The organism is Paenibacillus montanisoli (assembly GCF_003268025.1).
In the GTDB taxonomy this organism is placed as follows: domain Bacteria; phylum Bacillota; class Bacilli; order Paenibacillales; family Paenibacillaceae; genus Paenibacillus_Z; species Paenibacillus_Z montanisoli.
The window spans coordinates 1341205-1361794 of sequence record NZ_QLUW01000001.1 but is presented as its reverse complement, the minus strand read 5'-3'; the positions used below and the strand labels follow the sequence as shown (position 1 = coordinate 1361794).

General features: G+C 53.5%; 29 protein-coding genes. 2 read left to right on the top strand and 27 right to left on the bottom strand.

The annotated features are described in order from the left end of the window. Positions 1 to 4: 4 nt before the first annotated feature. A complete protein-coding gene (locus DL346_RS06030) occupies positions 5 to 1147 on the bottom strand; it encodes a glycosyltransferase family 4 protein (protein WP_112881131.1) in 1143 nt (380 codons plus the stop codon). A gap of 151 nt (positions 1148 to 1298) precedes the next feature. Here DL346_RS06030 and DL346_RS06025 point away from each other — a divergent pair, with 151 nt between their 5' ends. Further along, positions 1299 to 2504: a GGDEF domain-containing protein gene (locus DL346_RS06025; protein WP_112881130.1), complete on the top strand. Its 1206-nt coding sequence runs from the start codon at positions 1299 to 1301 to the stop codon at positions 2502 to 2504. Positions 2505 to 2581: 77 nt separating this feature from the next. Here DL346_RS06025 and queC read toward each other — a convergent pair whose 3' ends face one another. The 23 genes from queC to DL346_RS05910 all read right to left on the bottom strand — a co-directional run bounded on the left by queC (position 2582) and on the right by DL346_RS05910 (position 17615). Beyond that, on the bottom strand, positions 2582 to 3274 hold the full coding sequence (gene queC / locus DL346_RS06020; protein WP_112881129.1) for a 7-cyano-7-deazaguanine synthase QueC: 693 nt from the start codon (positions 3272 to 3274) through the stop codon (positions 2582 to 2584). Between the two features lie 4 nt (positions 3275 to 3278). Further along, positions 3279 to 3989 (bottom strand): 7-carboxy-7-deazaguanine synthase QueE, encoded by a 711-nt coding sequence (locus DL346_RS06015; protein ID WP_112881128.1) that lies wholly within the window; start codon positions 3987 to 3989, stop codon positions 3279 to 3281. Then, positions 3979 to 4461 (bottom strand): 6-carboxytetrahydropterin synthase QueD, encoded by a 483-nt coding sequence (gene queD, locus DL346_RS06010; protein WP_112881127.1) that lies wholly within the window; start codon positions 4459 to 4461, stop codon positions 3979 to 3981. Before queD ends, DL346_RS06015 begins: the two co-directional genes overlap by 11 nt. Before the next feature lie 83 nt (positions 4462 to 4544). After that, positions 4545 to 5345 carry a PhzF family phenazine biosynthesis protein gene (locus DL346_RS06005; protein WP_112881126.1) on the bottom strand — a complete coding sequence of 267 codons (801 nt, stop codon included), beginning with the start codon at positions 5343 to 5345 and terminating at the stop codon, positions 4545 to 4547. Between the two features lie 26 nt (positions 5346 to 5371). Then, positions 5372 to 6316 carry a DMT family transporter gene (locus DL346_RS06000; RefSeq protein WP_112881125.1) on the bottom strand — a complete coding sequence of 315 codons (945 nt, stop codon included), beginning with the start codon at positions 6314 to 6316 and terminating at the stop codon, positions 5372 to 5374. 52 nt (positions 6317 to 6368) lie between these two features. Next, the gene (locus DL346_RS05995; protein WP_112881124.1) at positions 6369 to 6821 is read right to left on the bottom strand and encodes a GyrI-like domain-containing protein; all 453 of its coding nucleotides are present in this window, start codon (positions 6819 to 6821) and stop codon (positions 6369 to 6371) included. 160 nt (positions 6822 to 6981) lie between these two features. Continuing rightward, positions 6982 to 8199 (bottom strand): formaldehyde dehydrogenase, glutathione-independent, encoded by a 1218-nt coding sequence (gene fdhA / locus DL346_RS05990; RefSeq protein WP_112881123.1) that lies wholly within the window; start codon positions 8197 to 8199, stop codon positions 6982 to 6984. Between the two features lie 92 nt (positions 8200 to 8291). Then, complete coding sequence (locus tag DL346_RS05985; RefSeq protein ID WP_112881122.1) at positions 8292 to 9065, bottom strand: aminoglycoside adenylyltransferase domain-containing protein; 774 nt, start codon at positions 9063 to 9065, stop codon at positions 8292 to 8294. Between the two features lie 98 nt (positions 9066 to 9163). Further along, positions 9164 to 9565, bottom strand: a complete 402-nt coding sequence (locus DL346_RS05980; RefSeq protein WP_112881121.1) for a DUF2500 domain-containing protein — start codon at positions 9563 to 9565, stop codon at positions 9164 to 9166. 48 nt (positions 9566 to 9613) lie between these two features. Further along, on the bottom strand, positions 9614 to 10366 hold the full coding sequence (hisA, locus tag DL346_RS05975) for a phosphoribosylformimino-5-aminoimidazole carboxamide ribotide isomerase (RefSeq protein WP_112881120.1): 753 nt from the start codon (positions 10364 to 10366) through the stop codon (positions 9614 to 9616). Positions 10367 to 10422: 56 nt separating this feature from the next. Further along, positions 10423 to 10842, bottom strand: coding sequence for a VanZ family protein (locus DL346_RS05970; protein WP_165822389.1), 420 nt, complete (start codon positions 10840 to 10842; stop codon positions 10423 to 10425). A 13-nt stretch (positions 10843 to 10855) separates the two neighbouring features. Then, positions 10856 to 11455, bottom strand: a complete 600-nt coding sequence (locus DL346_RS05965; protein ID WP_112881118.1) for a hypothetical protein — start codon at positions 11453 to 11455, stop codon at positions 10856 to 10858. A 32-nt stretch (positions 11456 to 11487) separates the two neighbouring features. Then, a complete protein-coding gene (locus DL346_RS05960) occupies positions 11488 to 11985 on the bottom strand; it encodes a GNAT family N-acetyltransferase (RefSeq protein ID WP_112881117.1) in 498 nt (165 codons plus the stop codon). Between the two features lie 33 nt (positions 11986 to 12018). Next, on the bottom strand, positions 12019 to 12495 hold the full coding sequence (locus DL346_RS05955) for a TcaA NTF2-like domain-containing protein (RefSeq protein ID WP_112881116.1): 477 nt from the start codon (positions 12493 to 12495) through the stop codon (positions 12019 to 12021). Positions 12496 to 12536: 41 nt separating this feature from the next. Beyond that, the gene (locus DL346_RS05950; RefSeq protein ID WP_112881115.1) at positions 12537 to 13010 is read right to left on the bottom strand and encodes a GNAT family N-acetyltransferase; all 474 of its coding nucleotides are present in this window, start codon (positions 13008 to 13010) and stop codon (positions 12537 to 12539) included. A gap of 60 nt (positions 13011 to 13070) precedes the next feature. Continuing rightward, positions 13071 to 13646, bottom strand: a complete 576-nt coding sequence (locus DL346_RS05945) for a GNAT family N-acetyltransferase (RefSeq protein WP_240633041.1) — start codon at positions 13644 to 13646, stop codon at positions 13071 to 13073. 22 nt (positions 13647 to 13668) lie between these two features. Further along, positions 13669 to 14280: a LysE family translocator gene (locus DL346_RS05940; protein ID WP_112881114.1), complete on the bottom strand. Its 612-nt coding sequence runs from the start codon at positions 14278 to 14280 to the stop codon at positions 13669 to 13671. Positions 14281 to 14307: 27 nt separating this feature from the next. Further along, positions 14308 to 14868: a nucleotidyltransferase family protein gene (locus DL346_RS05935; protein WP_112881113.1), complete on the bottom strand. Its 561-nt coding sequence runs from the start codon at positions 14866 to 14868 to the stop codon at positions 14308 to 14310. Next, entirely contained in the window at positions 14858 to 15421 is a 564-nt protein-coding gene (locus tag DL346_RS05930) for a pyridoxamine 5'-phosphate oxidase family protein (protein WP_112881112.1), read from the bottom strand. Before DL346_RS05930 ends, DL346_RS05935 begins: the two co-directional genes overlap by 11 nt. 9 nt (positions 15422 to 15430) lie before the next feature. Continuing rightward, positions 15431 to 16177: an alpha/beta fold hydrolase gene (locus tag DL346_RS05925; protein WP_112881111.1), complete on the bottom strand. Its 747-nt coding sequence runs from the start codon at positions 16175 to 16177 to the stop codon at positions 15431 to 15433. Then, positions 16161 to 16640 carry an SRPBCC family protein gene (locus DL346_RS05920; RefSeq protein ID WP_112881110.1) on the bottom strand — a complete coding sequence of 160 codons (480 nt, stop codon included), beginning with the start codon at positions 16638 to 16640 and terminating at the stop codon, positions 16161 to 16163. The genes DL346_RS05925 and DL346_RS05920 overlap by 17 nt, the downstream gene beginning before the upstream one ends. Positions 16641 to 16668: 28 nt before the next feature. Then, a complete protein-coding gene (locus DL346_RS05915; protein WP_112881109.1) occupies positions 16669 to 17184 on the bottom strand; it encodes a GNAT family N-acetyltransferase in 516 nt (171 codons plus the stop codon). Between the two features lie 17 nt (positions 17185 to 17201). Continuing rightward, the gene (locus DL346_RS05910) at positions 17202 to 17615 is read right to left on the bottom strand and encodes a GNAT family N-acetyltransferase (protein ID WP_112881108.1); all 414 of its coding nucleotides are present in this window, start codon (positions 17613 to 17615) and stop codon (positions 17202 to 17204) included. A gap of 271 nt (positions 17616 to 17886) precedes the next feature. Between DL346_RS05910 and DL346_RS05905 the strand changes: the two genes are divergently transcribed. Then, positions 17887 to 17979, top strand: coding sequence for a dihydroorotate dehydrogenase (locus DL346_RS05905; protein WP_112881107.1), 93 nt, complete (start codon positions 17887 to 17889; stop codon positions 17977 to 17979). 47 nt (positions 17980 to 18026) lie between these two features. Here the strand turns inward: DL346_RS05905 and DL346_RS05900 are convergent, their stop codons facing one another. The 3 genes from DL346_RS05900 to DL346_RS05890 all read right to left on the bottom strand — a co-directional run bounded on the left by DL346_RS05900 (position 18027) and on the right by DL346_RS05890 (position 20587). Continuing rightward, the gene (locus tag DL346_RS05900; RefSeq protein WP_165822388.1) at positions 18027 to 18854 is read right to left on the bottom strand and encodes a Cof-type HAD-IIB family hydrolase; all 828 of its coding nucleotides are present in this window, start codon (positions 18852 to 18854) and stop codon (positions 18027 to 18029) included. A 38-nt stretch (positions 18855 to 18892) separates the two neighbouring features. Continuing rightward, positions 18893 to 19645: a pseudouridine synthase gene (locus DL346_RS05895; protein ID WP_112881106.1), complete on the bottom strand. Its 753-nt coding sequence runs from the start codon at positions 19643 to 19645 to the stop codon at positions 18893 to 18895. A gap of 153 nt (positions 19646 to 19798) precedes the next feature. Further along, a complete protein-coding gene (locus DL346_RS05890) occupies positions 19799 to 20587 on the bottom strand; it encodes an ABC transporter permease (protein WP_112881105.1) in 789 nt (262 codons plus the stop codon). Positions 20588 to 20590: the final 3 nt, after the last annotated feature.

The window sequence follows — 20590 nt, the reverse complement described above, 5'->3', positions numbered from 1 at the left end:
TCCCCTACTCCGTCACGTCCGATTCCGGATTTATTTCCGTGTAGACTTGTTTCAATTGCGCTATGACCCGCTGCAGGGAGTAGTCCCGTTTGGCTTTATTCCAAGCGGCGCGGGCCATATTATAGCGGAAATCCTGATCCGACACGACCTTCTCCAGCGCGTTCGCCAGCGCCGTCGGATTCTCAGGCTCCACTAGCAGCCCGTTCACGCCGTCATCGATCTGCTCCGCGATCCCGCCTACGTTCGTACCGACCAGCGCCAGCCAGCAAAGCGCCGCTTCCGCGAATACGGAGCCGAACGCTTCAGCCCGCGAAGGCAGCACGAAAACGTCGAAGAAAGGCATAAACTCTTCCGGATGCAGCATATAGCCGTAAAAAATAATGTCGTCGTACAAATTCAGATTCTGCGCCAGCTGCTCCAGCTCGGGGCGGATCGGACCGTCGCCGATGATGTGCAAGACAAACGTATGCCCGCGCTCTTTCAGCTGCGCGCATGCCTTCAGCAGAATATCCAGACCTTTGGCCGGAACGAGCCGGCAAACCGTAATCAGCTGGACGACTTCGTTCTCATGGGAAATCGGCTTAAACCGCTTCTCGTCAAACCCGTTCGGAATGACTTGTATGCGGTCCGCGTCATTGACAAAACTGCGCATATAGTTGCGGAACGATTCCGACGGCGTGATGATCCTGTCTGCCTTCGACTCCAGTTCCCGGTAAATCGAAGTCAGGAACCGGTGCTCCATGCCGCCTTCGATGATTTTGCCGTTCAAAACAAGCTCGCGTTCATAACTGGAGTGTATGGTCATCACCAGCGGCGTTTCCGGAAACAGCTGCTTCATGACAAGAGCGGGAATCGGATGATGCGCATGAATAAGATCATACGTCTTCTGGATTCGCAGCTTCGTCCACCAGACGTAGTCGCGATAGGTTTGCAAATATTTATCGATAATGGCGTTGCCCGCATATTCGCTGATATCGAACGTGTCGAATGCGACCGGCTCTTGGCCCTTGCCCCTTACCCGTTTCGGGAGCGAGAACAGCTCCATCGGCCAGCCGATTCTGTTAAATCTCTCTTGAATATATGGAACCATTGAGGACACGCCGCCCGGCTGTTCCGGCGGAAAAAACAATGCCTGCAAAATGTTCATGCGCAAAGCCTCCTCAATCAAACCTGCATGATACTTCTCGACCTGCCAAAATTATGATATACTAGAACATATGTTTCTGTAAAGTTGGACAACCCGCGCTGCCAGGCGTGCTTACACCCTGCCATTACTTTCTGCTTAGGTGGTTGAACCCATGACAATTCTAGATTGGCTTGCCGGTCCGACCGGCCAAATTTTCGCTTCCGCGTCTGTAATGACGATTCTGGCGCTGATGCTCTTCATGGCCGTTAAGCTGTACAAGAGCTATCGGCGCAACCGCACTTACCTCATTCTTATCATCCTGCTCGCGGTCATGCTGGCGCAGAACGGAGCGCTTATTTCGCTGTCGTTTCCAAGCCAAGCTTCATCGGCGTACTTGGAGCTGACGAATGCCTTCGTCAGTTTGCTCTCATTTATTATTATAAACTTTGTCTTCATGAAATTGTATACCGGCCCCAGTGCAAGATTAAAGGGCATGCCTTTTCTGCTCATGGTGATCGGACTGCTGCTCATCGTAGGCGCGCAGGTTCCTCCTTCGCCTGACTTGCTTGACGATTCAACCGCCCGGGGCGAAACGGGGCTGCTTGCCATCGATTTCTACGGCCTTGTTCTGAACTTGATCATCTTGCTTAATTTGCGCGGCATCGACCAGCGCTTCAACTATTCAGCCAGCTTGATCGTTTATTTCATCTATCAGCTGTCCGTTTTGGCGGACAGCTATGTATACCACGGGAAAGTTCCGATGCTTGTCATCCTGGGCCATCTGCTCCCTGTAGTCTATTATACGCTTTTGTTCCTGCTCTTGTTCGAATGGGTGCTCGAGCGGCTGCTCATGACGTTCCAATCGTCCATCACGGACGGCTTGACGAGCCTGTATAACCGACGCCATTTCAACAAGAAAGCCGAGCAAATGCTGCGGGAGACAAAGCGGATCGCGATCATCTTCTGCGACATCGATAATTTCAAGAAGCTTAATGATTCGGCAGGCCACCATAAAGCGGACGGCGTGCTGAAGCAGGTAGCCGATATTTTGAAGGAAGAAACGGCCGGCATCGGTACCGCAGGCCGCTACGGCGGAGAAGAGCTGCTTGCACTCATCGCCGCTCCAGAGGTTAAGCCTGAGGGCGTCGCGGAAACGATCCGCAGCCGGGTCGAGAAGGAAACGATGGTTACGATCAGCATCGGTGTCAGCATAACGCGTGAAGGTACCTCCATTGCGGAAGTCGTCCGGCAAGCGGATGAAGCCATGTACCAGTCCAAGTCGGCAGGCAAGAATAAGGTCACGCTGCACCCTTCCATGAAGGAACGAAAACGTTCTTCTTCCGAGGAGACGAATGCAAAGAAACGCTTGCAAGCTTAGTTTCCATACAACTCCATTCCCTCGCAAAAAAGACAGTTCATGCGATGCAACAAGCAGCTTGCATGAACTGTCTTTTCCTATTTCTTATACGCAATCGGATCCGTTAAGCCCGCTTCCGCGAAGCCTTTCAACCGCAATCTGCAGCTATCGCATTCGCCGCACGCCTCGAGCTCGCCGTTGTAGCATGACGTTGTCAACTGATAGGGAACGCCCATGCGCATTCCTTCCGCTACGATGCCCGCTTTGGTCAAATGGATGAGCGGCGTCTCGATCGATATCGGCTTGCCTTCGACGCCGATTTTCGTTGCGATCGCGATGACCTCTTCCACCTTCGCGATGAACTCCGGTCGGCAGTCCGGATAACCGCTGTAATCAAGCGCGTTCACGCCGATATAGATCGCTTCCGCACCGACGGTTTCGGCGAACGAAGTCGCAATCGAGAGAAACAGCAAGTTCCGCCCTGGCACATAAGTTACCGGAATCTCGCCTGCCTCCTCCGGAACCGGATCAGCGCCCGTCTTCGGTACGGCAATTGTATCGTCCGTCAGCGCGCTGCCGCCGAACTCCCGCAAAAATCCGAGCTCTATGACCTTAAAACGGTCGCTTACGCCGTAAAACTCCGCAACCGCGCGCGCGTTGTTCAGCTCGATTATATGGCGTTGCCCGTAATTGAACGTGATCGGGTACAGCTCGTATCCCGCTTCTTTGGCATAGCCCATGCAAGTCGTGCTGTCCAACCCGCCGCTCAAAATAATGACTGCTTTTTTCATTCTCTTACACACCTCTCTGAGCCGGGTCCCAAATGATTTTATGCAGCTGCATATTCAGCTTTACGCCCGTAAGCCCGCTCGCCAGCATCTTCTCGACCAGCTTAGCCGGCGGCATCGTCTCCCATACCGGGCTAAACAACGCCAGCGCAGCGGTCGGGGAGGTTGTCAGCGTCCGAACGGCAGCGTCAAAATCACGATCCGACGCAATCACGAATTTCACTTCATCCTGCTCCCGCAGCAGCGCGAAATTGTGATGCAGCATCGCTTCATTCTCGCCTGAATCCGGCAGTTTGTAATCCATAATATAACGAGCCTTGGACGAGGTCACGCCGCGCAGAAACGGCTCAAGATCGATGGCGCCGTTCGTTTCCACGTGCACGTCCTTAATACGTTCGATATCGCATAATGCCTGTAGGAGGGCTGCCGATTTGTTTCCGTAAAGCAGCGGCTCTCCTCCGGTCATGCAAATATGCTCGGCTTTATATTGCTTCTCCACTTGGGCAACAATATCTTCGATCGACATCGTAAACTCCGCTTCCGCCGGCGGATAGCTGTACTTGGTGTCGCACCATACGCAGCGCAAGTTGCAGCCGAACAGACGCACAAAAACGGTCGGAAACCCGGCACGCGTGCCTTCGCCTTCGACCGTTTCGAAAATTTCCACCATTGGCAGACGAAAGGAGCGCGCTGCCGCAGCAGCAACGTTATCCGTCATTCTCGTCAGCCTCCATCATCTCGCGTGTTACTGCCGCAAAGCTGGTCGGCGTTTCCCATAGTCGGATTTCTTCAATGCGGATATTCGGATAATGCCCTTCTTCAATTAGAGCATGGTGAATCTGTTCATAAATCCAAACGACCATATTCTCTGCCGTCGTATTCATCGGCGGAAGCACTTCGTTCAAATAACGGTGATCCAGCTTGTCGATGACACGCTCCTTGGCAATCCGTTTCATATCGGCGAAATCGATCGTGAGTCCGCGATGATCCGTCTTGCCGGACAGGATCGTTTGAAGCTTATAAGTATGGCCGTGCAAGCTCTTGCACTTGCCTTCGTATAAATGCAAATGATGCGCGCTGTCAAAAGTAAATTCCTTGGAAACGATCACACGCCGGTTATGATAGCGGAGCTGGTGCTCCTGAATCTCTTCACCGAGCCGTTCAATCTGTTTGGGAATCTCGTAAGTCACGTTCCACACCTTCCCCTTTATGCAATTGCAATATGCTATTATACCACAAATCGCAGCTTGTATCCAGAGAAGGATTTTACCTGTCAGCCGTTTAACTGTCCGTTCAAGACGGTTACCGCTTGGCCTGTCATCAGCACCCGGTCGTTAGCGAGTTCAATATATAGTTCGCCGCCGCGCGCGGAAGCTTGATAGGCTGTAAACGCGTTTTGGCGCAGCCGCCGCTGCCAGTATGGAGCAAGCGCGCAGTGCGCAGAGCCTGTGACCGGGTCTTCCTTGCAGCCGGACGCGGGGTAGAAGCAGCGTGAAATAAAATCGTAGTCGCCTGGTTTGCCGGTCCCTTTACTAGTCACGATGATCCCTCTCGCGTCCACGCGCGCCAGCATGGCAAAATCCGGTTTCAGCGACTGTACCGTCTGCACGCTGTCCACTTCGACCAAATAATCCATCCGGTTAAGGCCGACATACCGCGGGATCAATCCAAGACCTTGAATAAGCTCCTCCGGCGCCTTCACCGGCGCAGCCGGCTCCGCAGGGAAATTAAGCCGGATCCCATTTTCCGTCTGCTCGGCCGTGAGCAGCCCGCTTCGCGTATGGAACGCTGCGATCCTTCCTTGCGGCAGATGGCTGTTTTCCCACAAATAATGGGCGCTCGCCAGCGTCGCATGCCCGCATAACTCCATTTCTACCGTCGGCGTAAACCAGCGAAGTCCGTAGCTTCCATCCTCTCTTGGCTCCAGGAAGGCAGTCTCCGATAGGTTCATCTCTGCGGCAACGTCCTGCATCCACTGCTCATTACGAGGTTCCTCCAGCAAACATACCGCAGCCGGATTGCCGCGGAACGGTATGGAAGTAAAAGCATCTATGATTGCAATTGAAATGGACATGAGTTTATAACTCCCTCCAGCAGATTTCAAGCCGCCCGCGTGGCTGCTGCCTTTAGTTTGCGTCTGTTGACGATTATGATTCCGATGCTGACCAGAGCCAGCGCCGCAAGTACGGCTGCCGAGAGCGGCTCTCCCAGGAATAAGGCGGATTGCAGAACGCCGAACACCGGGATGAGGAACAGGTACATGGACACGCTGCCTACGCTGTTATACTTCATGACATTGTTCCAAAGCATGAATGCAAGCGCCGATACGAGCGCCAGATGGAGCAGCATTAGGAAGGAAATGCCGTCGAAATGAAACGGAAACCAGCCTGTTCTCCACGCGCCGATCGCGCAGAGGACAATACCTCCGACCAGCATCTGATAGCCGTTAATATACGGGATACTATAGGATGCTGCCGCCTTCTTCGACATCAGGTTTGCGATTGCGGTAAATAGCGATGCTGCAATTAGCAGCACCTCTCCTAGCGAAAAATGCAGTCCGGAACTACCGTCATGCTTGGATAGCCCAAGCACGAGAAGCCCGATAAATCCGGCAAGCAAGCCGACGCCTTTTGCGCCGTTGATCTTATCATTCTTGTACAGGAAATGGGCCAGCAGAATCTGAAAGAAAGAGATCGTCCCGGCAATAACCGCTCCTACGACCCCTGCGCTCATTGATAAGCCTACATAGAAGAACATGTATTGAAGCACGGTCTGGAATAATGCGATCGAAACGACCATCCCGCCGCTTCCGCGCTGATAGTAGAGCTTTTCATTGCGGATCAACATAAATAGCAAAATCAACAGGCCCGCTAAGGAGAAGCGGTAACCGGCGAAAATAATTTGCTCCAGCGTGTCGTGCGATCCAATGCCAAGCCGCTCGTAGCTTAGCTTAATAAACGGGTAAGAGCTTCCCCAGAGCAAGGTTGCGCTGACGGAAGCTCCGAAAATGCCTAACGGATGCGTAAAAAATTTGGCTGCTGTCATTGCTGTTTCTCCATTCTCTATCTTCAGTGAAGGCAGCCAGTTGAACGAAGCTCTATTGTTCTACAATGGGAATGAGCAGTTCGACCTGTTCTTCCTCCAAATGTTCATCAATATAAAAGATTTCAAGGGATACCGCGTTTTCCCTCTTCAACAGCTTCTCCTCGTTCATCCAGGCGGTAAGCTGCTCATAGCCTTCACCGATGCGTTTATTCGTACAGGTCACCATCGCATACGTGCGCGATGGAACGGTAAACTGAACCATGCCTTTCGGTACGTTCTTCAGATGGGGAACCTCGAAGCAAGCCCAATATGTCGCAAACACTTCGTTGCCGAAATAAGGGCTGTAAAGCACGGTTGTCTTCACTTCTCCTTCAATTTCATGCTTTCTGGAAAGAAACTCGCTTTGCAGTAAAATCGCTTCATCCGGAAACGAAGAATACGGACCGCAATAGCTGATTCCAACCATGTTTAAGGCAGGTTTCGTAACTAATGTGCAATTGTGCATCGCGAATGACCTCCCATAAAGTGTTGTGACGCTTTAGGTTGACCCTTTATCAGTTTACCATGATCGCAAGCTTGTATGGTAACTATTTATTGCCTTTTTATTGGATAAATGCCAGAAAAAAAACCGCAAAGTCTGATAGACTTTGCGGTTCTGCATGCAATTAGCGGCGAACGGAGCCGTGCGGATCGATGACGAACTTCTTGGAAGCGCCTTGATCGAATTCCGAATAAGCTGCAGGAGCTTGATCCAGCGAGATGAGCGTCGCGTTTACCGCTTTCGCGATTTGCGCGCGGCCGCTTAGAATCGCCGTCATCAGCTCGCGGTTGTACTGCATAACCGGCGTTTGACCGGTGACGAACGTGTGCGATTTCGCCCAGCCGAGGCCGAAGCGGATCTTAAGCGTGCCGATCTTCGCATCTGCGTCAACAGCGCCCGGGTCGCCTGTTACGTACAAGCCCGGAATGCCGAGTCTGCCGCCCGCGCGCGTAACTTCCATGATGGAGTTCAGCACGGTAGCAGGAGCCTCGCCGTGCGCTTTGCCGTGTCCGTGCGCTTCGAAGCCTACGCAGTCAACGGCGCAGTCCACTTCCGGCACGCCGAGAATTTGATCGATTTGTTCGCCCAGATTCGGATGCTCGCGCAGGTTAACCGTTTCGCAGCCGAAGCTTCTCGCTTGCGCCAGACGCTCGCTGTTCAAGTCGCCTACGATGACGACCGCCGCGCCAAGCAATTGCGCGGAGTGCGCCGCGGCAAGACCGACAGGACCCGCACCGGCGATATAGACCGTGGAGCCCGGCTTAACGCCTGCGCTCACTGCACCGTGGTAACCGGTCGGGAAAATATCGGAGAGCATCGTCAGATCGAGGATTTTCTCCATCGCGCGGTCTTTGTCCGGGAACTTCAGCAGTTGGAAGTCTGCATAAGGAACCATGACATATTCCGATTGGCCGCCGACCCAGCCGCCCATATCAACGTAGCCGTACGCGGAGCCCGGACGGTCCGGATTCACGTTCGAACACACGTTAGTGTTGCGCTCTTTACAGTTACGGCAGCGTCCGCAAGCAATATTGAAAGGAACGGAGACGAGGTCTCCCTTCTTGATGAACTCTACGTCCCGGCCGACTTCGATAACCTCACCGGTAATCTCATGTCCGAGCACCAAGCCGCTCGGAGCTGTCGTACGGCCGCGCACCATGTGCTGGTCACTGCCGCAAATGTTTGTCGTAATGACTTTCAGAATAACGCCGTGATCGCATTTTCTGCCTACATTGAGCGGGTTAACTCCAGGTCCGTCACGCAAGATCAGCTCGGGGTACGAAATATCCCGTACATCTACTTTACCGGGTTCAACATATACAACTGCACGATTTCCTGCCATTAGTCAGCCACTCCTCTTTTGTCCATAATTAAATCCAGAAAATACTCACTCTATCATTGTAATCGCTTGCAGATTGAAAATCTATCCTATTCTCAAAAAATAGTAGGGTTAATTGCTTCCTTGATTCGATCGATCATGTAGCCGGCAAAACGGGTAAGCTGCTCATCGTTCGGAATTTGCTTGTCCGGCGATCCTATGTACGCGTTCAAGCCATATTGGGCAACGTCCCGATATTCGACCGGAAGAACCCTTACGCCCCACTCTCCTCCTTCTTTCTTGGAGGATACGACGCCTTCCTTCAGAAAATAGAGCACCCGGCATAGATTCAACGTGTAATAGACGGGTGCGCTGTGAATCTCGCTCGGCGCGTACTCTACGTCGGAAACAATGGAATGCACATAATGCTTCTTGTCGATTTCGGGAAAAATGTCCCTAATCGGCTTGCCGCATAACGTAATTCCGCGCCGATAGGTGACGACGATATGCGCCGCGAGGTCCGGGTCGTCAAACCCGCCGCACAGATAGTTTTCGTCCGCGCTATATTTTGCATGATGCCCGTCCGAATAGTGAAGCTCAAACGGGGTCGGATGCTTAAAATCGATCAAGTCTTGTTCTACTAGAACGCTAATCTCGAATCCGCTTGCTCCATCCATGCGTTCGCGCACGGCAACCAATTTTCGGGCAATTCGCTTACTCGTCTCTGCAGTCAGCTTGTGCTGCGCGACGATCAGCAGGTCGATGTCGCTCTTCTCCTGATTATAGCAGCCCATCGCCAGTGAACCGTGCAGATAAATGCCGACTAATGACCGGTCCAGCTCTTCTTTAAACAAATCGACGAGTTGATTCAGTATATCCTGCGCATTCATCTACCCTCGACTCCTTTCAATCCGAATACAAACGCATGTTATTCGAAAAAGCCCGTATCTCGAACCGAGATACGGGCTTGAACGGCAGCCGGCTTCCGCTACCGCTGAAAGCCTAAATAACGGGTGCCTTGAAAGGTCAGCTTGCCTCTATCGCCTTCCGCGAGCAGGCCGGATTCTTCTCCGCTTACCTGAAACTCCATGCGGTCGCCGCTTTCCACCTCGAACGTGACATAGTAATGGGTGCGCGTGCTCGTGGAATGATTGTGAATGCCGTTATGGGGATCGTGATGATGCGTCGTGCTTCTGACATTCGACCGTTTGTTGACGATTCTAGCCTGCACGGACAGCACCGGCTGCTTATTGTTGCGCTGCCGCTGCCGGATCGAACTGACGATCCCGAAAATGATCAAACCGAATACGAGAAGAAACATGGCCGGAAAAATAATCGACATGATGTTGAACATCCGTTCCCCAGCCGTGAATGGATCCATATTGCCCATTTGTCGGACCGCCCTTCGACATGAAGATTTCTTCCAGTATTACGGAGGTTAGCGGCAGTAAGTTACAACTTCATCATAGGAAAGGCTGCCGCCGAATATATCGAGCGCGCTTCCGATCGTAATATCGAGCTTGCCCCCGGTAATCGAACGGAACAACTCCAAATCTTGCAACGACCTTGCACCGCCGGCATACGTCGTCGGAATGGTTACCCAAGCAGCCAGCCGCTCCGCCAAATCCGCCAAAATCCCCGTGCGTTTGCCTTCCACATCGACCGCATGAACCAGATACTCGTCGCAATACCGCGCCAGCTCGCTGAGGTGGGCTTCATTTACCCGGAAATCGCTGAACGTTTTCCATTGATTCGTCACGACGAACCACTCGCCGTCCCGCTTCTTGCAGCTGAGATCGATAACGAGCCGCTCCTTGCCCACTTCAGAAACGATCCGCTGCAGGTTGTTCATGTCCAGCTCGCCATCCCGGAAAATATACGAGGTTACGATGACATGGGTTGCACCGGCCTCGAGATAGTTCGCCGCATTCTCCGCATTGATGCCGCCGCCGATCTGCAAACCGCCCGGGTAGGCGCGCAGAGCAGCAAAAGCCGCTTCTTCGTTGCCGCCGCCAAGCATGATCACATGGCCGCCGGTCAGTTGATCGCGGCGGAACATCGATGCGTAATGCTCGGAGCTATGCTCGGAAACAAAATTTTCCACGACTTGGTTGCTGCCGGCTCCCAACGTTTCACCGACGATTTGCTTTACTTTGCCGTGATGCAGGTCAATACAAGGTCTGAATTTCATCGCTGTTCTCTTCTCCTCTGCTTCTCGTTCGTAACTGGCGATAGGGGATCAGCACGCTAAGTTACCCGCTTCCGAATGAGGCGGTATATAACGGCCCCCAGCAGCGCCCCCACCGTATTAAGCAAGACGTCGTCAATATCGAAGCTGCCGCGATGCAGCAGCAGCTGGAGCAGCTCCAGCGTAACTAATGCCACGATGCACAACAGCGTAAAACGAATAAAGCGGATGCGGTACAAATACGGAATCGCTAATCCGAATGGCACGAACACCGCCACATTGCCGACGATATTCACAAGCCAGTAGACGGCGTTGAAGCTGTCCGCATGATCGAAATACAATCGGATCGTCCTGAACGGAACCAGATTGTACCGGTAGCCCGACCAATGCCCCGCCGACCTTCCAAAACCGATAAACATCCAGTAAAACAGCAGCATCAAATAGATAAAAGTAATAAGTCCGATTAGTTTTTTCATCATGGCCATCATCCCGCTAGTCGACATCGATGATCTTCCAGCCGGTATCGTTGACGTTGGACAGGGCATACGCATGAATGACATCTTGCGGCGTATACGCATTGACCACGATCATACGGTTCGTCTTCCCCGGCTTCTTGTACGTTTGATCCATGCCGGTTTCCAGCTTGGCATAGTTTAACTCCTGTTTTTCCAACACATTTTCAATGAACCATCTGATATTGTCGCTGTCCGCAAAGTAGAGGTCCCATTCTTTTGCATGCGCTCCCGGCTTCGTTTGGGCGGTTCTCATGAGATTCAGGATTACCGCTACGGCGTCCGGCGGGAGTCGTTTGTCAATGCGCAGCTCCTGCTCGCCTTCCTTCACCAGCTGTTCGGCTTGCGCCTTTAGCTGCTCCGCGTGTTCCGTGAGCGATTTCAGCTTGCCGTCCGCTTCGTTCAGCTGAGCGGTCAGCCTGCCGTTCTCCTGCTCCAGTCCGTCAAGTTGCTTCTGCTGCAGTGAAATCTGCTTCTCCAGCCGGTCCGACTCGTTACTGCAGCCTGCCGTCAGCAGGAGAGCGGCTGCCGCCATGACCGCCGCCAGTCCGGCTGTTCTCTTCCGAAACGAGTGCGTCATGCAACCCCTCCCGCCTTCGCCATCCAACCGAATTAGATCAAAATCTTCTGGAATGAAGCCAAGTCAAGCCAGCGGTCAAACTTGTAGGCAATCTCCTTATAGCATGCAACCTGCTCGTAGCCCAGCTTCCGGAATAACGCCATACTGCTTTCGTTTTCGGTGCAAATGGTCGCCACCAGGGAATGAAAATTCAGCTCTCTTGCAACGGACTCGATAAACGTTATCGCTTCTCTGCCAATTCCTTGACCGGTAAACGAAGGCTCCAAGTAAATGGTCACTTCGGCGGTAACGTTGAACGCCGGACGCTTCTTATGCTGCGTCAGCAGCGCGTAGCCTGCATATTGCCCGTCCAGCTTGACGACATAAGAACGATACATCTCCGCCAAGGGTTCGATCAGCTGCTTTATTTGCTCGGGGGAATAGGGATTCATGTCAAAAGAAACGGTTGTATGTTCTACAAAATAATTATATGTGCGGCGTACGTCTTCCAGAAATGGTTCGGTATATGCTTCAAACGTTAGATCTCTCATGCTCGCTGCTCCTCTTGGATGTTTTGGACCGACCTATTCCCAACGCTCGATACTGTACACCTTGAACGCATTGGTCTCTTTGTTCTCGGTTACCGTATAGATCCATTTATATTCGTTGACCGCCGAACGGCCGTCAGGATAATAGATGCCGATTTTCTCGATAATGTAAAACTTATATTCGCCGCCGATTTTCTGGATATTCATAATTTGATAGCGGATCAGCTTTTCTTTGATATTTTTGGCGCTTAGCCGCTGAACCAAGCTTTCTTGCTGCTTGTAAAGGGGCCCGTTCGGATCCAGGAGTCCTTCCACCAGCGAGAACCGGTTTTTGTTAACCGCCTCAACCATGGATTCCTCGTAAGCGTTCATGACCCGGTTCGCGCCGGTATCGCGATAGTCGATTTGCTCGCCGGTTGCCGTCCCGTCATTGCCGGGCCCATCCTTTGCCGTACAAGCACCGAGCAGCAGAATGAGGCTAAGCAGCAGGCTGAGCGTCGCCGTTCTGTACATCGCTTGTTTGCTCCCGTCATTTGGTATTGTTCCTCATCCTCTTATCGGACGGTTCGTTCATAAATGATAATGTCTTTCCCGTCCGGCAGCACCGCCGGTTTGACCGGCGTACAGCCGTTGCGCTGCCAAAATGCGTGCGCAGGCTCGTTCGCTGCCAGAACGCCCAGCCTGTAGGACTTAACGCCTCTTTCACGCATCATGGCATCAAAGAGGATCAGGGCTGCGTTTCCGTAACCGCGACCCTGATAGTTTCCGTTAATAACCAGCAATCCGATCCATGTGCAGGAGTCATTCGGATTCGTCATCAGAAATTCGAGAATGCCGATATCTTTTCCGTCGTCCCGAATGATATATCGTTCAGCGCCGGCTTGCTCCGCATCCTTCTGTTCGGCTGCAAGATCCGCTTCCGTCAGCTGTTCTTTGTCTTTGGAAATGGAATTGAAATACGGGTTTGAGTTCAAGATGGCAAGCTCGCTTGCCAGTAGTGCATGCGAAGATCTTATTAAGGTTAACATGTCAGCTTACCGCCGCTTTCGCTATCGTTCACTCGTGATAACTTTCATTTTACCATGACCCTACCGTTCACGCCACGAAGGATTAAGGAGCACCATATGGATATGATCCTCCCACTTCCCGTTAATCCGGAGATAATCCCGGGCCAGACCTTCGTCTTGAAAGCCCAGCTTCCGCACGACTTGAAGCGATGCGGCATTTCGCGGCATTATATTAGCTTCGATGCGATGCAGCTTCAGCTCGCTCCAAGCAAAGGAAATGATTCGGGCAAGCGCTTCGGACATATACCCTCTCCCTTGTTCTCGGGCATCCATCCGATAGCCGAGATGGCAGGATTGAAACGCCCCTCTTACTATATTGTTCAAGGTGACGGTGCCGATCAGGGGCGGATCCGTTTCATCGCGTTTGCTTAGCCAAAATTTAACGCTCTGTCCGCTGCTCATACTTTGCAGATCGTCCCGAATGAGCTGTTTCTGAAACGACAGCGAATAGTAGTCGCTCTTCCTGGCCGGTTCCCATGGAAGGAGCGCTTCCTTATTGCGCAACACAAATTCATAGGCCCTCTTCGCGTCCGATTCGTCTATCATCCGAAGCACAAGCCGCTCCGTACGGAGCGTAACGTTCAACTTTTCCATCATTTGTTCATCCTTCATCATGCCATTACGAAATGACAACCTGATATAGCGAATAGAGCCCGAAGGCTAATAAGATGACAGCCGAAAGCCGGTTGATCCAGCGCATCGCGCGAGCGTTCAATGTCTGTCTGATCGCGCCGATGACAACGCTCAGAAACAACCACCACAGCATAGAGCCTGCAAAAACGCCTATCACAAGCGTAATCGAGTCCGCCGCGCTGGCTTGCATGACGTTTAACCCGGCAAAAATACCGAGGAATGACAAAATCGTCATCGGATTGGTCAACGTCAGCAGAAAGGTTGTCGCATACGCGGCAGCGGCATTTCGGCTCAGCCGCGGCTCCGCTCCGGCATCCGCCGCTCCTGATCGGAAAGATTGATAGCCTAAGTAACATAGAAATAATCCGCCGATCAAACGAATCCATAACTGCTGCGCCATTAAACCGCTCGCAATCGCGTCGAACCCGAACGCGGCGATTAACCCGTAGATGCCGTCTGCCGTCGCTGCGCCTAATCCGGCCATCAAGCCGTATAGCCGTCCCTGATTTATCGTTCTCTTCATGCACAAAATACCGATCGGCCCGACAGGCGCGGCGATGGATAGGCCGATGATGATCCCTTTTAATGCGATGCTCATTTGTCTCTGCCTCAATTTCTGTTCTGTCTACTCGTAGATTGTAATCATCGGCCAATGCTCCTGCCACCGTTTCTTGCGAACACGTTCTAAATAATGCGACCGATCTTCAAAGTACGGGCTCTTCCGCACCTCCAACCGAAATAGATCGGATAATCCGTTCGGATGGCAGAGCTCCAGTTCATTATCGTCATTCAATCGGGCTCCGATTGAAGTGACCGTCTCCGGCCAGCGCTTAATTGCATCCTCTGTGGAGAGATACTGCGAGGTACCGTTTCGGAGGTGCATTCTTGCTTGATTTTTGACCGACCATTTGGCATTTCCGGTGGCGCTTCGCAGCAGATACTCGAGCTCCCGGTCGCGCCCTTCGCCGCAATTCGCTGGATCATAGTAAACGACGTCGATATCATCATGCAACGAACGGTTCCCAAAGCCATGCAAATAATCCCACACCAGGTTGCGGATATAGCCCGCTGCAATATAGCATTGAGGCAACCGAAGGCTGCGCGCCGTCTCAAGGTCCTGCATCAATGATTCGTTATTGGCAACGATCTTCATCAGCCTCAGCGTCAGCGCTGCCTCAGGACTCATCAGCTGCAAGCTCCTCCCCGATCGGCGTCATGTAGCCGTCCATGCTGGCCGCATTTTTCTTTGCGCGGTATTGCTTCAGCTTCTCGTCCCCCTGGTTGACGGCCCAGTTCAACAATAAGTCACGTTCGCCCTCGTAGGTATAATGGGGAACGCTGAAACCGCAGGAGGTCTTGGCGATGTCGATGTCCGCGACAATGATTTGCCGGTAGCCCGGATAAAGGTTAAACCCCATCGCAGCGTCGTCCCATTCCGGGGAGCTGGGTAAGATGACCCGGCCTTTGCCGTAAAGCCTCAAGATCAGCGGCTTCCCTTCGAAGGCGACAAACATGAACGTAATGCGGCCGGCTGCCGACAAGTGGGCGCTCGTTTCATTGCCGCTTCCCGTCAAATCCAAGTAGGCCACCTGATTAGGCGATAAGATGCGAAACACATCATGCCCCTTCGGCGATAGATTCACATGTCCTTCTGCTGCCGCCGTTCCGACGAAGAACATTTTTTGCCGGGCAATAAATTCAGCGTGCTCCGGTAAAATGGATGGATAAGCGGTTCCCATACGATCACCTCAATATGAAAGATAGGATTGCAAATTCAAAAAGTCGTGAATCGCCAAAAAACAGCCGGGTCTCTCCGTGCCCATCAGATCGTGGCCGGAGCGGTAGAACTCCGCCAAGCTCAGGCTTGGAAACATCGCTCGATATCGTTCCAAATCGGAATCGGACAGGAGCGAGCTGTCCAGCTTTCCCCGGAGCACAAGCGCCGGCATGGGCAGCTGTCCGTCAAGAAGGATGGGCTTGGATTCCTGTTGAATCCCCTGCACGGCTTCCAAACGTATGTTGCCGGTCCGATTATGCGGGATCAAATAATCATTGTAATACGACGCCGCCCAGCCTTCCGGCATTTGGCGATGCTCCGCGGGATAGTCGCTGACGAGGAGGGACAAGATGCTCGATGCGTGCAGTCTGGCATAGCCCAGGGCGTAGGAAGCGCCTCTTGAATGGCCGAACAGATGCAGCTTCCGAAGCCCCGTCTCTCGGACGACAGCCGCGATATCCGCAACATGTTCGTCTAGATCATATCCGCTTGCCGGGGTGTCGCTCCTCCCCCTGCCTCGGAATGACAGTACGATACAGCGCCTAGGAAGTAGAAACTCCAGCAAATCGGCATATTCCTCGGCCGTTTCCGACAGACCTGGACAAATGAGAAGCGGCTTCAGTTCCCGCCTTGCGCGGTCGCCGGAATCATAGAAATGAACACGCACGCCGCCGCTATTGGCCCATCCAGACGTAAAGCCCCTATCGGCCGCCTTCATACCTGCCGCCCCCCTCTTCCGCAAGCAGCCGAAGCTGCTCGTTGCGGTGCTCCAGAAATCGCTTCATATACCTCTTTAGCACGGCTCGTTCCACGATAAGGCCCAGCCACCCCAGAGGCGCCGAGAAGGTCAGCTTGTCGCTCATCAGCGTTTTGCCCTGAACGGCTTCGAAATGATGCTCATGCCGCAGCGACTTGAAAGCGCCGCGCTGCATCTCATCGACGAAATAAAACGGGGCACGGAATTCGCTTATTCGGGACGTCAGCCTCTGCCTGATCAGAAAATGAGTCGCTTCGAAGGTGACGGTCTCCCCGCCTTCGATCAGCCCGTTTGTCGTTCCCGCAACCGCCTTCTCTTTCGTATGCCGCCATACCGTGCGCGTATGCACATCAATATTCCGGGCTAAATCAAAGCAAGCTTCGATCGGCGCTTCGATCCATATTTCGGTTTCAACCGTAACCAACCGGGCTCCCCCTTTCCGAAACAAGTCGCTATACTCCGAACGCAGCCGGATACCGCAATTCGCCTTGCAGCGGCCGCAGCCCGTTCTCTCGCAGCTCGATAGCCATAAATACGTCGTCCGGCACCTGAAATTGCTTCAGAACAAGCCCGAACGTACGGGCTGGCTGAAATCCGAGCCGGGGATAATAGTCCGGATGGCCGATCAGCAGCACGCCGGGATAGCCCAGCTCCCGACTGCGCGTAAGCCCTTCTTCGATCAGCCTCTTGCCGATTCCCTGCTTCTGATGCGAAGGCGCCACGGCGATAGGAGCCAGAACGATGACCTCGTGGCTGCCGGCCTCATTGACGATGCTCGCTTTGCTGAATAAGGCATGGCCGACCATGCCTTCCTCCGCCTCTGCGACTAGGGACAGATACGGGATGAATCCATCCGATTGCCGGATGCGTTCCACTAGCTCGGCCTCGTCATTCCGATGGCCGAACGCCTCGATATTGAGCTGCCTAACCCGTTCATAGTCGGCTTGAGTCTCTGTACGAATGATCATAGCATTCGGTCACTCCTTCAATAGGTTGGCGGTTTACGCATGAAACGCTCCGAATCGCGGACAAACCCGTACTGCTCGTACAGCCCGTGTGCATCCCGCGTGCCAAGGAGACCCATTAAATCTTTGAGAGGTTCCGATTGGGTAATGACCTCAATCAACTTCTTTCCCAGCCCATGGCCCCGGTAGCGATCGTCGATAAATACATCGCAAAGCCAGTACATCGTGGCTCCATCCGTTACGGCGCGCGCAAAGCCGACTTGGATGCCGGCTGTGTAAATGCCGTACACAAGCGACTGCTCGATTGACTTCTCGATCCGCTCCTGCGGGCGGTTGCCCGCCCAGTAGCTTTCCTGCAGAAATTGCTGGACCTTGTCCATCTGAAGCCGCGCGCGGTCGTCGCTAATCTCAAACTCCCGATAGGTCACGTTCATGCTAATACCCTCCCTTTTTTCCATGTTTTTGCTAGCATACTAGACGGGATCACAAACGTCTATAGGTATTTCTTAGCCAGCGAATGCCTCGCGTACAACCGTCACGAAATCAGGACAAACGGCAGGCAGCATTTGCCCAATTGTCATGAAAGCCGGGCAGCTGTCCAATCATTGGAGCCTTTTTTTCATACTATACAATATACCGAGTGCCATCATTCGACGAGATCATGCTACAAAAGGCACCGTAAATACCTTAAGAGGAGGAACTCGTATGTCCGGTCTACACGGCGGCTTTACTTCCGCAGGCATAATCCTTGTTCTGTTTATACTGCTGGTCATCGTACTCCGCGGGGCTGTGTTTTAATCCTGAGGACTCATCCGTGATCTGATATGCAAAAACCGTCGGGGGCGTCACAGACCCCTCGACGGTTTTTCATGTAATGCGAATACATACGTCCGAAGAGCATGCGCGACGCCGTCTTCTTCATTGGAGCGCGTCAGCGCATCCGCCGCTTCCTTCACGCCGTCCGGCGCATTGGCGACTGCGACGCCAAGTCCCGCAAATGCAAGCATGCCGACATCGTTAAAATAATTGCCGATCGCCATCACGCGGCTCGGATCAACGCCTCTCACCTTGGCCAGCTCCCGCAGCGCCGTTCCTTTGCTCGCTTCCTTGTGCTGCACGTCGATGAACATGTCGCCGCTGCGGATATGCTGAAGCCCGTGCGTCCAGCCGTTCCATTCCGCTTCGACGATATCGAGATCGGCTTTGGTCCCAAACAGCGTAAACTTTACGAGTCCGTCCGGCAGCGGCTCCTTCGGGTCGCGCATAACCGGCTTCGCTTTGAACATCCGATACATGCTTTCCGCTTCCGGCGTGATCCCTTCTATCAGCATGTCGAGGGCCGTGTTGACGTCAAAATGAAGCCCGTTCCGCAAGCAATAAGATCGAAACCGCTCCACTTCGGTTGCCTCGATGCTGTATTGGTGCAGCACCTTGCGCTGCGCGGCATCGATGGTCGCAGCGCCGTTATGGGTAATCATCGTGCCCGAAAGCCCAAGCGCGTCCAGCACCGGCAGCGCGGATGCCGGCCCTCTGCCCGTGCACAAGACGATTTCCGCTCCGCGCGCATGAGCTTCGCGCACAGCTTCCCGTACGGCAGGCGTCAACACATGGTCGTCGGTCAGCAGCGTGCCGTCGACATCTAGCGCGATAATATCATAATTGATTGTTCCCATTGCTAGTTCCTGCCTCTCTCGTTGCCGCGGCCATTCTATCATCCGTTAAGTTGAACCGACTGCAGCATCGTTAATTCCTCATCCGTCAGCGGCCGGTATTCCCCAAGCGGCAGCGCCGGATCAAGCTGCAGCGGTCCCATGGAAATGCGGCGGAGATAGACAACCTTCTTGCCCACCGCCTCGAACATCCGCTTCACTTGGTGAAATTTGCCTTCATGAATCGTCAGCGTAATTCGGCTGAACACGCCGTCCTCGCCGCGAGACTCCTTCTCTCCGATGACAAGCTGGGCCGGCATCGTTTCGTAGCCGTCATCCAACGTAACGCCTTCGGCGAATGCCGTTCGGTCGCTTTCGCCGACGTCCCCATGCACAAGCGCCTCATACGTTTTCGGCACATGCTTCTTAGGCGACAGCAGCTCATGCGCCAGCTTGCCGTCATTGGTCAGCAGCAGCAGCCCTTCCGTATCTTTGTCCAGTCGGCCGACCGGGAACGGCTGTAGTACGCGGTCCTCCGGTTCCAGCAGATCGATGACCGTACGGTCTCGGTTATCCTCCGTCGCCGACACGACGCCTTGCGGCTTGTTCAGCATCACATAGATGGTCTCGCGATAGACAACCTCTTCTCCGTCGAATTGTACGGCCGCTTCTTCCGGATCGAGCTGCATTCCGAAATCCTTGACGGCATCGCCGTTCACGGTCACCCGTCCCTGCTTTACGGCACGCCGGATCTCGCTCCGCGTACCGAATCCCATATTAGCCAGCAGCTTGTCCAGCCGCATTCTTTTTGCCATATTGCTCCCTGCCTCCAACACGCTTCATGATCAACCTTATCATCCCATTGTATAATAAAGCCGCAAGCTTGACCAACCGGCGTCCGTGATTTTCCATAAAAAAAGCCCCCGCCAGGCCAAACGGCCATATGCGGGGACTACCGCCATATCGGATTAACTGCTAGCGCTCGTATACGACCGCAGCGCCCGCTTCCACAGCAACCTGGCACACAGTAGAAAGAGCAGCGCCAGCGCTAACGCGCCTATTGCATTTACAAAGCCTAAACGCCCGATAAGCGCCTCTGCGGGAACCGTCGTAACGAGGCCGATCGGCAGCACGTAGAGCAGCACTAAACGAAGCGCTCCTTTATACACCGTCACGGGATAACGGGACGTTTCGAACAAGGAGCCGAACAGAAACGCCAAATTATCCACCTTAACGGCCCAGAACGACATCACCATCATCCCGGTCCAAAGCGCATAGACGATCATTAACGATGCTATGAAGAGCAGCGCAAACAGAAGGATGCCGCTGAGACTCGGCCAGCCCGCTAACCGCCATACAGCAAAACCGGTTAAGCCTAGCCCGAGCGCGATATCGGCAAACCGCCACAGCACTAAATGACGGAAGCTGACGAAGAACTGGCTGTCCACCGGCTTCAGCAGCACGAAGTCGAGCGTCCCCTGCCGGATGTGCGACACAAGCCGCGACATATTCGGCTGAAGAAACAGCTCTACAAAACCGTGTAAAGCATTGAAGATGCCAAGCAGCGCCAGCACTTCGTCAAAGGACCAGCCTCCGAGCGACGGCGACCGGTAGAAGAATAGAATCACCGTCAGTACCGACATGGCGATCGAGAACAAGGTCGAACCGATATTGGCCGCGAAATTGGCCCGGTACTCGAACTCTTCCGCTAGGCACGCATGAAAGAATGTCCGGATTAACCGATAAGCTCTCACCATCTT